Origin of the sequence: Acinetobacter sp. 766875 (assembly GCF_000582055.1) — a bacterium.
GTDB classification, from domain to species: Bacteria; Pseudomonadota; Gammaproteobacteria; order Pseudomonadales; family Moraxellaceae; genus Acinetobacter; species Acinetobacter nosocomialis.
Map to the genome: position 1 here is coordinate 53,012 of NZ_JEXX01000006.1, position 13,624 is coordinate 66,635.

Sequence of the window (13,624 nt, forward strand, 5' to 3'; positions counted from 1 at the left end):
TTAATGTGCCCCCTGCATCGTTTTAACTACTTCAACTAACTGTTCAAGCAAGTCACTTAACTCTTGTTGAGTAATAACATAAGGTGGCATCACATAAACCAGTTTGCCAAAAGGACGAATCCAGATTCCACGCTCTACAAATTGTTGCTGTAAAGTTTTCATATCGACATTAAAGGTGAGTTCTACCACACCAATTGCACCGAGCACTCTTACATCAGCAACATAATCAAGCTGGCTTAAAGGTGCTAGATATTGGCTAAGCTGTTGCTCAATTCGCTTAATATTGACCTGCCAATCTTGCTCAATTAATAATTGCGTACTTTTTAAAGCAACGGCACAAGCGAGTGGATTGGCCATAAAAGTTGGGCCGTGCATAAATACCCCAGCCTCACCGCGACTAATGGTTTCAGCAACATGCTTTGTCGTTAAAGTCGCAGACAAAGTCATATAACCGCCCGTTAGCCCTTTACCTAGACACATAATATCTGGCTCGACTTGAGCATGTTCCCAAGCAAAAAGCTTACCTGTACGACCAAAACCGGTAGCAATTTCATCGAAAATTAACAACAGATGATATTTTTCACAAAGCGCTTTAGCCTGACGTAAATATTCAGGATGATAAAAGCGCATGCCCCCTGCACCTTGAACAATCGGCTCAATAATGAGTGCAGCAAGGTTTTCATGATTTTGCTGAATAGCTTGCTCTAGCTCGGCAATATCTTCTTGGTTCCATTCTTCATTAAATTTAGTTTGTGGTGCTGCTACAAAAAGACGATTCGGTAAGCTGGTACCAAAAATCTGATGCATACCTGTCACAGGATCACACACAGACATCGCATTCCATGTATCGCCGTGGTAACCGGACCGTGTGGTAATAAAGTTTGTTTTTTGTGGTTTTCCCTGTGCTGTCCAGAATTGCACAGCCATTTTTAAAGCAACCTCAACAGCGACCGAACCTGAATCTGCATAGAAAATTTTATCGAGACTTGGTGGGGTAATTTTTAAAAGAATTTTACCAAGCTCAATAGCAGGATCGTGAGTCAAACCACCGAACATGATATGTGACATGTTTTGTAGTTGATCGGTCACTGCTTGATTAAGTTCAGGGTGGTTATAACCATGTATTGCACACCACCAAGACGACATACCATCAATTAAAGTTCTACCATCATCAAGTTCAATCGTTGCCCCATAGGCACGCTTCACTTTAAATGTGGGTAAAGGTTGGGTCATTGAAGTATATGGATGCCAAATATGTTCCAAATCAAAATTATCGGTCATCCTCTATACCCTTTTACAGCAATCAAATCTTTCATTTAACACATGTTAAACCTGTTAAGAATGAAAGAAAATTGCGAGATCAACCAAAGCTTATGAACTTTGCTGATGAATTGTTAAAAATTGGCAGATTTCTTCAATTGTTCTTTCAGCCTGCAAGTAAGGAAAAGCGTGCGTAGCGTCTTTTAGCAACTTATAAGTCATGTTTTCTGTAGCGAAATCCTTAAAATTCTCGATAATTTTGCAAGGAATGACATTATCTTGCTCAGCAAACAGGTGAAGCTGTAGACCTGGATAATTTTTCAAGTTATCTACCAAGTTTAACTGTTCTAACATTTTTAAACCGTCTACCAGTATTTCCTTTGCGGGTGGATTTGCGATGTTTTGTACGCTCATCCAATCTTGTTTCGCTTGAGATGAGCCAAGTGTAATCAAATAATAAAAACGCTTTAAAGTGGCTTGTGGATTCTGTAAAAAAGACCCTTTAAATTGACTAAATACATCAGCAGGCATTGCGGTTTGCCAATTATCATGAGCAACGAAACAAAGGTTTGAAGCGAGCGTAATTAAAGTTTTTGTTTGCCCTGTTTGCTTGTAAAAAATATCAACCAGTTGAGTTGCTAACTGCCCACCTAAGGACCAGCCTATTACCACATCAACTTCAGCCACTAAATCAAGCTGTGCTTGAAAGCTACTATCTAAAACATTAAAAATATTAATCAGTTGTGTGTCATAGCCAAATTTATTTAAACCTAATTTTAACGATTGCAGAGGTTCTATACCTACTCCCCACCCTGTAATCAATAAAATTCTATTTTGTAACTTCATGTGCCTATCCACAGTCAACTTTAGGAAGATTATATATGAAGTTCAATTCTAAATATCTTTTAAAATCAACAGAACGCTTGAATTTCAAAAAGTAAAATCAGTCATTTATAGTCGATAAATATTCTGAAATATATTGATATACAAGAGCTAAAATATTTATATGAAATATACAAAACTTTAATTATCTAAACATTGAAGCAAATCAAAAAACAACATAATCCACACTTCCCCCATAAATCCATTGTGCAATGTAATTAATGTTAATACTTATGTTTTTTTATTAAAAAAAATGACTCATCAATTCATTTTAATGTTAGAAGATTAATTAATGATCAAAATAATGGGCGGATTAATATGAATACTCAAAGTGAAATATCTGACGGGAGAGAAAAAGATACATATTTTGTTACACCCAACGATATTATAAACACCTTACCTATAGATAAAAATTATTGTTTATTTCTGGATATTGATGGAACATTAGCTCCATTTCAAATTCATCCTGAGCATAGTTTTATACCTAATACTACATTAGAAGTTATAAAAAAAATTATTGAATTAAATATACCAGTGATTGCTGTAACAGGACGTGATGTTGAAACAGCTAGTAAGCTATTTCAGTCTATTGAAATTCCTATAGCTGGCTTACATGGCTTAGATATTTATTTTGATTCCGACAATTATATTCGTCCAGATTTAAGTAATATTAATTTCAAAAAATTAAAAGAAGATATTATAAAATCTTGTGAAAAATATCCCGATTTATTAATTGAGGATAAAGGACATTCTATTGCTTTACATTATCGAAAAAAACCAGAATTAGAAGATAATGCAATTTATATTATGCAACAAATTAAATATTTCTATCCTCAATTAAAATTAAATAGAGGTAAATTTGTCATTGAGTTATTACCTAAACAGGCAGATAAAGGTAAAGCAATTCAAACAATATTAGACCATCTTAATTTACCATTAATTCACCCAATATTTATTGGAGATGATTTAACGGATGAATCGGGTTTCACTTTTATTAATCAACAATTTGGCACTTCAATTAAAGTAGGTTCTGGTGAAACAGAAGCTCAATATAGATTAAAAGATATTAACAGCGTTTCTAATTTTCTTTTTTTCTTTCTAGAAAAAATAAAAAAGTTATACGTCAAAAATAGTCAAGATCAGAATGGAGAACAAATATGTCTAAATTAATCGTGTTATCGAATCGAATAAGTATGCCATCAGGTAAGGCCTCAGCAGGTGGCCTTGCAGTAGCTGTACAAGACGCATTAAATGACAGTAACGGCATTTGGTTAGGCTGGAACGGTCAGCAAATTACCGATACTGAAGCGCCTGAATTCGATCAGGCATATTCTCATGGAATTGACTACATTACCTGCCCTCTTACACATCAGCAATATGCACAGTACTACTGCGGTTTTGCTAACAAAGTTTTATGGCCTGCCATGCATGATCGAGATGAACTGATCGAATATGATGCTGAAGAATATAATACTTACCAAAGGGTTAACCGTTTATTTGCTGAAAAATTAAAAGAGATTGCTCAGCCTGATGATCTGATTTGGGTACATGACTATCACTTTTTTAGTGTAGCTCGTCATTGTCGTGAATTAGGTATGCAAAATAAAATCGGTTTCTTTTTGCATATTCCTTTCGCAAGCTTAAACATTTGGCGCAAAATTCCAGTTGCACTGCAGTTGGTACAAGACCTTTGCCAATATGATGTAGTTGGCCTACAAACCCAAGCCGATCAAAACACCTGTATGCAAACGTGTATGGGCTTACTTGAAGCTCAAAAAATACTAAGTGACCGAATCAGCTATAAAAAACGTCAAGTACTCATAAAGTCCTACCCTATTGGCGTGCAACCAGAACTTATTCAGCGCCAAGCACAACAGGCATTTCATACTCCCTATGTATTTAACTTTGAAGATATACCACGTCAAAAAACCATTATTGGCGTTGACCGGATTGATTATTCAAAAGGTCTGCTTGAACGCTTCAATGCATTTGCGACCTTCTTGGAAACTAACCCTGAATATCATGGACTGGTACGCCACCTTCAAGTTGCAACGCCTTCACGTACAGATATTCCGGCCTATCAACGCTTATACCAACGCTTTAAGGCCAAATTAGAACTGATTAATGAAGAGTTTGCTCATGAAGATTGGCGACCTATCGATTGTTGCTTCGACACAGTTCAACATGACAGCTTGATGCATATTTATCGTCGTTCTGACATTTGCTGGATTAGCTCATTACGTGATGGTATGAATTTGGTCGCAAAAGAATATATTGCAGCTCAAGATCCAGAGAACCCAGGTGTGCTGATTTTATCTAAATATGCCGGTGCAGCTGAACAAATGACTCAAGCATTGATTGTTGATCCATTAGATAGAGCAGCCATGATGGATTCTTTAAAAACCGCTCTAGAGATGTCCAAAGCTGAACGTATTAATCGTTATGAACAGTTAATAGAAGGTTTAGCAGCTACTGACCTGAGCGATTGGCGAAATAATTTCTTGAAGGATTTAGAAAATTCTCCGACATTCACAAAGTCTAAGTTGTCCTTACAAGAAAAGTATCAACCCACTTACCATGTCTTATAATAATTTAAGCTTAGGGAACATCGAGGATGTTTTTCTCGATGTTCCGCGGCTGGTAAGCAAGCTTAGATTACTTTGCCTTCACAAGAGTAAAGCGATTGAGTATGGCAATCATGGTTAATAAAACCGCCACTCCTGATAAGACAGTGGTTAGGCTAGTCCACTGGCCAATCAAGCCAATTAAGGCTGGGCCACTTAATGAACCTGTATAAGCAATTGTTGACACTAAAGACAGTGCCGCTGCTTTAGGCATATCATTTTGGCGTCCAACACGAGAAAACATGACTGGTACAATATTAGAACAGCCTAAACCCAAAAGTGCATAACCCAATACGACAACTTGCCAAACAGGTGCCATCACAATAGTAACCATAGCAAGGGCTGCAACAATTGCACTATAAGTCACAATAGTTTTCTCACCCCATTGTTTTAACAAGAGATGCCCTGCAAAACGACCACTTGTCATACTAAGCGCGAAGAAAGTATAGGCCAGCCCAGCAAAAGCAGGGTTAAGATGATATTTACTGGTCAAATAAATACCACCCCAGTCCATTGCTGCACCTTCTGACAAGAAAGCAATAAAACACATCATTCCAATCAACAGGATCGCACCATTCGGGCGCGAAGTTTTTTTAGGTGCGTCAGTTATTTCAGCTGCACCTTGTTCATCTTGCTCAAATGTTGTTAAAGCAGATGGAATAGCAACAAAGCTCACGACCATTAAAATCATGACCACAGATAGCGTACTCATGAGTGGTGAAAGGCCAATTGCTAGTAGCGTGGTGACGAGCATGGCGCCTATTAAACCACCAAGGCTGCACATACCATGGAAACTAGACATAAGCGCACGTAAGCTGTGTTTTTCCACCACAACTGCTTGTAAATTGATAGCAACGCCAAGGCTGCCTGCTGCTGTACCAAAAATAAATAACGCCACAGCCATCGATACAAGACTATGCCAGATCGTTAAACTTGGTAGTAATACCATTAAGAGTATGGTCGCCACAGCAATTAATGGACGACATCCCCAACGCTTAACTAAAGCCCCTGTCGCAGGCATAGCAATCATTGAGCCGATTCCCATACAAAGCAGCAATAAACCAAAATTTGCATGATTTAGGTTTAAACGTTGCTGTGCATAAGGAATGAGTGGTGCCCAAGCAGATATCGCAAAGCCCAAGCTAAAAAAGCTAAGACGAGTTGCTAATCGTTGTGTGCTTAAGAGAGTAGCTGTATCTAAAACAGCAGGTTTGGAAAATAACATATACGCGAAGCTCACCATAAAACCATTGGCGATCCATACCAACCGATTCCCCATAGAAAAACCCCTGCCTTATTAAGTTCCAGGCAAGGGTTTTTGTTGGCGAAATTATATCCAATTCCACAAAAAAAACATGGGGTCTGATACAAATTTTCTGACTTTTTTGTAACTACCAAAGCCTTATATAGTAAGGCTTTGAATATATTCAATTTGACATTATTAACATCTAATCAGTGACTTCATTTTATTAAAATGAGCCAATAAAAAACCCAGCTTAAGCTGGGTTTTTCACATCATTAAATTTGAGACTGAATATAATTTTGTAGGCCTATCAGTTCAATTAAACGCAACTGTTTTTCAAGCCAATAAGTATGATCTTCTTCAGTATCTGATAATTGTTGACGTAACATGTCACGACTAATGTAGTCGCCTTTTTCTTCACAAAGTTTAATACCTGTCGCTAATTTTTCACGCACATGATATTCAAGTGCTAAATCAGCTTTTAAGCAAGATACAACGTCTGTACCAACATTGATATCTTCACGATGCATGTTTGGTTTGGCACCTAAAAACAATACACGACGAATGATTGCATCGGCATGAGAAGCTTCTTCTTGCATCTCATGGTCAATACGTTCATAAATCTTATTTAAGCCCCAATCTTCATACATACGAGAATGGATTAAATATTGATCACGGGCAGCCAACTCTCCGCCAATGAGCATATTTAAATAGTCTATGACTTCTGGATTGCCACGCATAATAAATCTCCTATCGTATGAGTCTATTATGGGCAAACTTAAAAATGATTGCAAAATAAAAAATAGTTAAGCTTATGATTTTTATCAAATTAAAATGAGAAACATACGCATTTGCAGTTTAAGTTATTTAAATTTCCTTTGCAAAAAGAAACGCTTGTCCGATTTATAAGCTCAGACAAGCGTTCAAATATGGCATAAACCATCAATTTATAAATTTGTAACTAAAATCAATGGTTCTTATTTCGCTAAGTCTTTTAGCTCAAAGTCTGCCCATAACTCGCCATGAGTGATAAGAAATCTGTTTCATTCATGACAGGAATATCTAATTTCGCAGCTTTTTCTAATTTTGAACCGGCCTTTTCACCTGCAACCACACACTTCGTTTTGCTTGATACGCTACCGCTTACGCGCGCCCCTAATGCTTGTAGCATTTGAGTGGCCTGATCACGAGTCATTTGCTCTAATGTGCCTGTAAGTACCCAGCTTTCACCATTTAAGGGCTGGCGTGTTGGTGCAGTTGGCGCATCCCAATGAATACCCGCGGCAATTAAACGATCAAGTACTTCAATGTTATGCGGTGCCAAGAAGAAATCAGCAATCCACTCTGCTGTAATATCCCCTACATCTGGGGTTTTCTTCAAAGCTTCTACATTCGCAGCTTTAAGGGCCTCAAGCGTTTGGAAGGTATTTGCTAACATTCTAGCCGTTGTTTCACCTACTCCACGAATACCTAAGGCATAAATAAAACGTGCTAGAGTTGTTTTCTTACTTGCTTCGATCGCATCTATTAAGTTCTGTACTGACTTTTCTCCCATTTTTTCAATGCCCAACAGTGTTTCTCTGTGTTCATGCAAATGGTAAATATCAGCCACATCTTTAAGTAAATCGAGACGTAATAAAGATTCTACCCAACGATCTCCCAAACCTTCGATATCCATCGCTTTACGCGATACAAAGTGGCGAATGGCTTCAATACGCTGTGCAGCACAATATAAACCGCCTGAACAACGTGCGAGAGCCTCACCTTCAGGCATCACTACAGGAGATGCACATACTGGGCAGGACTCTGGTAAATGAACAACTTCTGCTTCAGCAGGACGGAATTCTGGCCAAACTTTTTCTACTTTAGGAATTACGTCACCCGTACGGTAAACACTTACAGTATCTCCAACGCGTACATCTAGACGGTGAATTTCTCCAATATTATGCAACGTGACATTAGAAACAGTTACACCACCTACAAAAACAGGATTTAAGCGTGCTACAGGGGTCAAAGTCCCTGTACGCCCTACTTGCCAGTCAATCTGCTCAACAGTCGTAAGAGCAGCTTGAGCCGGGAATTTATAAGCAGTTGCCCAGCGTGGTTCACGACTTAAGAAACCAAGCTGCTGTTGCTGTTTTAGGTCATCAACCTTCACCACCATGCCATCAATTTCAACTTGGAGGCTTGGACGCTCTTGCTGAATTTGCTCATAGCGCTGCTGTACTTCTTGAATTGAATTACACAAGTACTGACGCTCAGCAATTTGAAACCCAAGTTCCGTTAACCATTGCAAGCTATCATGCATAGTGGTGAGGCCATGATTTGGTTCACACTGTGCAATCCCATACGCATAAAATGCCAAAGGTCGGCCAGCAGCAATATTTGGATCAAGTTGTCTTAAACTTCCTGCGGCTGCGTTTCGAGGGTTAGCGAAGGTTTTTTCCCCTTTTGCTTCCTGATCGGCATTAAGTTTTTCAAAACCAGACTTCGGCATGAGTACTTCACCCCGTACTTCGAGCAAGCGCGGAATTTCGTATTTTTCTGAATGCAGAACTTTAGGTAAGTTACGAATGGTTTTAACGTTTTGAGTAATATCTTCGCCAGTTTCACCATCCCCACGAGTTACACCACGAACCAGTACGCCATTTTCATACCATAGTGAAATTGCAAGACCATCGAGTTTTAACTCAACTTCATATTGTACTTTCTGGTTTGGTAGTCGCTCTTCTACACGGCGTGCAAATGCAAATAAATCTTCTTGATTAAATACGTTACCCAGTGAAAGCATTGGCACCACATGCGTCACACTTTCGAATTTTGAAAGCGCTTGACCACCTACTTTCGTTGTTGGTGAATCGGCTTGTACAAGTTCCGGATACTGCTCTTCTAAAGCTTTTAACTGATGAAATAAATGATCATATTCACTGTCCGAGATTGTCGGCTGATCCATGACATAGTAGGCATGGTTATGCTTTGCAATCAGTTGAATAAGCTGACGCATCTGTTCGATCACGGAAGTTATTGCCATTATTTTATTCACCATAAAAAAGGGTGGAAATTTCTCCACCCTGAGCTGCGACTAGATATTTTGCAATTATCGCAACCTATACCAAAAATTTAAACTAGGCTGTTGCCTGTGCTGGACGATAATCAATCACATGATGGCGCCAATGTTCTTTTAACTGCGGCGTAAATTCAAGATTATTTTCATCATAAACCTTACCATCAATTTCACGAGCAATCAGGCCTGCAATACTGGTCATCATGTCAAAACCTGTCACGGCTTTACTGTTTGGAAGTGCAAGGAAAAATGCCAAGCCTTGAACTTGTTCAGCAGATAAAGTTTCTAAATCGAAACCAGCAGGACCATTATCGGTCATACGAAGTACAGAGAACATGAGTGCACTTGGTTCATCTGTATTTTCATAACGATGGAAACAAGACATTTCACCGTAACGTAAACCATATTTTAAAAGTACTTTCAGTGCTTTATCGCCCGATAATGCACGGCGCGGATTTGGATAAACATTTAATGCAATAATCTGTTCAGCCATTGCCAACGCACTTTCGTCGTCAAAACGTTGTTGCTCATGTAGATGTACATCCAGAATATTACTTTCACCTTCAAATTCGGCAATTTCAGCCGTTTCAATATTTGGGTTTAAACTTAATTCTGGCTCAGTTTTCGGCTGCTCTTCTGCAACTTTTTGTTCTGATGAGCCAACAACTTCTGGTTCAGCAGAAACGATATCGACTAACTCAACTGAACTATTTTCGCTTACAGTTGGGCTAACAGTATTTTCTTCAGCTTTAACTTCTTCTACTTCTACTGGCGTATTTTCAACGGGTACTTGTGTCTGGACTGTTTGAGCTTGGGAAGCCTGTTCTACTTCTTTTGTTTCCTTTTCTTTTGGCTGTTCCTGCTCGCTTAAAGTTGGTTCCACGCGTTCAGCAACGGCTGCTGACGTAACAGCAACTTCTGGCTGTTCAAGTTGATCTCGCACATGACGAGGGATAACTGGTTGATTACTTTCAGGATTAATATGTAAATCACTGTCTAGCGAGGGTTCAGCATGGTTCGGCTTTTTTAAAATCATTCTTAAGCCAATTAGCATGATAATAATGGCAACAACGATGCCAATAATCGTATTGATTTCCATTCTATGACTCCGAAACTAACCCGTATTCTTTTGCCTGTTCTAAATTGACAGTGACTAATTTTGATGTACCCGGTTCAGGCATGGTTACACCCAACAAGTCAGTTGCCATGGTCATCGCCAGCTTATTATGTGTAATGTAAATGAATTGTACATGTTCAGAAAGCTCTTTTACCAAATTACAATATCTCTGTACATTCGCATCGTCGAGTGGAGCGTCCACTTCATCGAGTACACAAAACGGTGCCGGATTTAACCTGAAAATAGCAAATACTAATGCTAACGCTGTTAACGCTTTTTCTCCACCGGAAAGTAATGCTAGAGAACTGTTTTTCTTACCCGGTGGCCTTGCCATGAGCTTAACCCCAGATTGCCAATCATCCTCAAGACTTAAACTGGCTTCACCACCATTAAAAACTTTTGGAAATAGATTTTGTAACTCTTGATTAATCTGATCAAAAGTCGACATAAACAACTTACGGGTTTCTTGGTCAATGCTCTTCATTGCATCTTTTAACTGAGTTACCGTATTTTCCAAGTCTTGAATCTGATGGCTCAACTCATCAAAACGCTGAGAAACCTCTTCAAACTCTTGTGAAGCAGCTAAGTTAACTGCACCGATTTTTTCAAACTGTTTCTGTACTTTTTCCAGTTTTTGCTGGTGTTCAGTTAAATCTATTTTCAAGCCCGTTTGAAGCTCGGCATTTAACTCTTTGAGCTGTTCTTGATAGTGCTCACGATCAGACTTAGCTGCTTGCCATGCTAAACGCTTTGCTTCAAGCTGCTCTCTAAGCTTTTCATCTTGCTGTTGGTATTGATGACGTTGGTCTGTAAGTGTTTGTTGCTTCTCTTGAACACTATTAAGCTCAATCTGCCATTCATTCCATGTCTTTTGCAGCTTTGCGGTTTGAGCAAATTGTTGTTGAAACTCTGACTCAAGGTTTGGCAACTCTAACTGAATAGGGTCCACAAACTTTTTCGCCTGTTCCATTTGCGCTGTAATTTGTTGATATTGGCTCTGCAAGAACGAAATATCTTTTTCAAGTAGCTCAATCTGTTGAGTTGTCTGCGTACTATTACGGCGTAAAATCTCACGTTCTTGTTGTTGCTGTTGCAAGACTTGTTGCTGTGCTTCAAGCTGCTCTGTTAATTCTTCTACCTGAAATTGCAAAGTTTTATAGTCAGGTAAAATGGTTTCAAGCTTCATTGCTAATGCATGCAAATCAATTTCAAGATCGTCTTTTTGCATTGCATCCTCTTCAAGCTGCATATCTAACTGAGCGAGTTGATCTTTCAATTGTTGTTTTTGCAATAAAAATGCTTGTGCTGCGGTTTGCTGTTTAGCAATTTGAACATCTAGCTGTTGCAAGTCTTTTTGCTTTTGTTTAATGGTTTGTTGTTTCTGCTGTAAGTCAGCTTGTAGCTGTGTAAGTTTTTCTTTTTCCTGAACTACCGTTTCATCTAATGCTTGTAGTTCAGGTTGCTGCTTGTGAAGAACTTGTTCAATTTCATCTAGACGAATACGATGACTGAGCATACCTTGCGCACTTTGACTTTCGTCATCATACATAAGAGCAATTACCCAGTCCTGCCCAACATGATAACCATCCAAGGTTAAGATAGACTGGCCATGTTGCAATTGCTTTTGCTCGTTTAAAGCGTGAGATAAATCTTGTGCAATCGCCACATTGGAAAATATTGAAAGCTGTGGCGATGCAATCCAATCATTCAAGCAAGTCAGGTTGCCCTTAAATTTGCTTGATTGCTCTGAAGGTTTTAACTGGCGAGCAATTCCTTCCTGAAAAGCTTGTTCAGTCTCAACAATATGTGCCTGCAACCATTTTGCTAAAAACTTTTCAATAATCTGTGCGTGTGGTTTGCCCTGCTCGGTTAACTCTAGAGCCTGCATTAAACGTAGCGTATCTTGGTTTTGCTTTGGACTTTGTTTAGCAACAAGCTGGTTTAAGTTTTTCTGCTCTGACAATAAAACCTGTATTTCTGTTTTTAACGTTTGTTGCTGATTTTTAGTTGTCTGATGCGCTTGTTGAGCTTGTTCAATACGCTGCACATACTGCTCAATATCAGCCTCTAAGGTCGAGATTTCACGACTAAGCTGCTGTTGCAATTGCTCAAGCTCGCCTTGTTCATCTTCATGTACTTGCGATTGGATCTGGTTGGCTTGATGTTGCAGTGTTTCTTTTTGCTGTTCAATGCGCTGAACATTTTTGCCTAATTGCTCGATTTGAGCAGACATTTGCATTTTTTGCTGCTGTTGTTTTTCAACCTGAGCTTTTACTTGCTCAAATTGTTGCTGCGCTTGCCGCTGCTGTGATTGTAAACCGGCAAAATTTTGCTCTGCTTCAGCTGCTGTATGCTCAATTGCCGTTAAAGCTTCAGTTTGTTCTTCTAACTGACTATTCAGTGTTTCAAGCTGTAGTTCGGAAAGTTGTAAACGCTCTTTCGTCTGAGCTTTTTGCTGTTCTAATTGAACAAGCGTTGTACTGTTTTGCTGAAATAAACTCTGTTTTTGTTCCAGAGTCATTTTCAGTTCAGATAATTTTTTTTCAGCTTGCTGCCACTCTTGTTGTAGTGGTGAAGATTGCTGAATAAGTCTCTGAAATAAAGCACTGGTAGATTCTAAATCATGTTCAATCGTACTTAGCTCAGAGCGAACTAATTTAAAAGTTTCCCCCAGTTCGTTCATTTGAACTGTATATTCTTCTTGTAGGCGTACACTTTTATCTGCCTGAAAAGACAAAATTTCAATTTTTAGGGTACGAATCTGACTTTCTAAGGTTTTATATTGAACCGCAGCTTCTGACTGGCGTTTTAGCGTTTTAAGCTGAGATTTTAACTCAAGGGCAATATCTTCTAAACGTGAAAGATTCTGTTCCGTATGTTCAAGGTGCTGCAAGGTTTCGCGGCGACGCGCCTGATAACGAGACACACCCGCTGCCTCTTCAATGAAAATACGCATTTCTTCAGGCTTGGCATCAACCAAGCGGTTAATCATGCCTTGTTCAATGACTGCGTAAGAGCGTGGCCCTAAACCCGTTCCCAAGAAAATGTCAGTAATATCACGGCGACGGCAACGTGTACCATTTAAGAAATACTCAGATTTACCTTCACGGGTGACCTGACGACGAACAGCGAGCTCATTATAAGCGTTATAAGCTCCGCCTAATTTGCCATAGGTATTGTCAAAACGCAGTTCTACACTGGCAACACCCACTGGCTTACGCTTGGATGTTCCGGTAAAAATAACATCTTGCATGCTACCACCACGCAACTGACGAGCATTTGACTCCCCCATCACCCAGCGGATCGCATCAATAACATTGGATTTGCCACAACCATTTGGACCAACCACTGCTGTGCGGTTCGCCTTAAAATTTAAAGTTGTACTATCTGCAAAAGATTTAAAGCCGGAAAGTTTTAAACTGCTTAAACGCATA

At 39.1% G+C, this 13,624-nt stretch carries 9 protein-coding genes; 2 read left to right on the top strand and 7 right to left on the bottom strand.

Going from position 1 to position 13,624, the window contains the following annotated elements; genetic code table 11:
• Window positions 1-1,281 (bottom strand): adenosylmethionine--8-amino-7-oxononanoate transaminase, encoded by a 1,281-nt coding sequence (bioA, locus tag J576_RS07545; protein ID WP_002050292.1) that lies wholly within the window; start codon window positions 1,279-1,281, stop codon window positions 1-3.
• Between the two features lie 90 nt (window positions 1,282-1,371).
• On the bottom strand, window positions 1,372-2,106 hold the full coding sequence (locus J576_RS07550) for an alpha/beta fold hydrolase (protein WP_002050360.1): 735 nt from the start codon (window positions 2,104-2,106) through the stop codon (window positions 1,372-1,374).
• A 354-nt stretch (window positions 2,107-2,460) separates the two neighbouring features.
• On the opposite strand from J576_RS07550, the gene otsB reads away from it, so the two are divergent.
• Both otsB and J576_RS07560 read left to right on the top strand, forming a co-directional pair.
• The gene (gene otsB / locus J576_RS07555; protein WP_002050416.1) at window positions 2,461-3,312 is read left to right on the top strand and encodes a trehalose-phosphatase; all 852 of its coding nucleotides are present in this window, start codon (window positions 2,461-2,463) and stop codon (window positions 3,310-3,312) included.
• The gene (locus tag J576_RS07560; protein ID WP_002050447.1) at window positions 3,300-4,730 is read left to right on the top strand and encodes an alpha,alpha-trehalose-phosphate synthase (UDP-forming); all 1,431 of its coding nucleotides are present in this window, start codon (window positions 3,300-3,302) and stop codon (window positions 4,728-4,730) included. The genes otsB and J576_RS07560 overlap by 13 nt, the downstream gene beginning before the upstream one ends.
• 67 nt (window positions 4,731-4,797) lie before the next feature.
• Here the strand turns inward: J576_RS07560 and J576_RS07565 are convergent, their stop codons facing one another.
• The 5 genes from J576_RS07565 to smc all read right to left on the bottom strand — a co-directional run bounded on the left by J576_RS07565 (window position 4,798) and on the right by smc (window position 13,623).
• Window positions 4,798-5,991, bottom strand: a complete 1,194-nt coding sequence (locus J576_RS07565) for an MFS transporter (protein ID WP_002050338.1) — start codon at window positions 5,989-5,991, stop codon at window positions 4,798-4,800.
• Window positions 5,992-6,284: 293 nt separating this feature from the next.
• The gene (ftn, locus tag J576_RS07570; RefSeq protein ID WP_001214863.1) at window positions 6,285-6,749 is read right to left on the bottom strand and encodes a heteropolymeric bacterioferritin subunit Ftn; all 465 of its coding nucleotides are present in this window, start codon (window positions 6,747-6,749) and stop codon (window positions 6,285-6,287) included.
• Between the two features lie 254 nt (window positions 6,750-7,003).
• Window positions 7,004-9,040 (bottom strand): NAD-dependent DNA ligase LigA, encoded by a 2,037-nt coding sequence (ligA, locus tag J576_RS07575; RefSeq protein ID WP_002050306.1) that lies wholly within the window; start codon window positions 9,038-9,040, stop codon window positions 7,004-7,006.
• A 94-nt stretch (window positions 9,041-9,134) separates the two neighbouring features.
• The gene (locus J576_RS07580) at window positions 9,135-10,172 is read right to left on the bottom strand and encodes a cell division protein ZipA C-terminal FtsZ-binding domain-containing protein (protein ID WP_002050445.1); all 1,038 of its coding nucleotides are present in this window, start codon (window positions 10,170-10,172) and stop codon (window positions 9,135-9,137) included.
• A gap of 1 nt (window position 10,173) precedes the next feature.
• Window positions 10,174-13,623, bottom strand: coding sequence for a chromosome segregation protein SMC (smc, locus tag J576_RS07585; protein WP_033855546.1), 3,450 nt, complete (start codon window positions 13,621-13,623; stop codon window positions 10,174-10,176).
• Between the last annotated feature and the right edge of the window lies 1 nt (window position 13,624).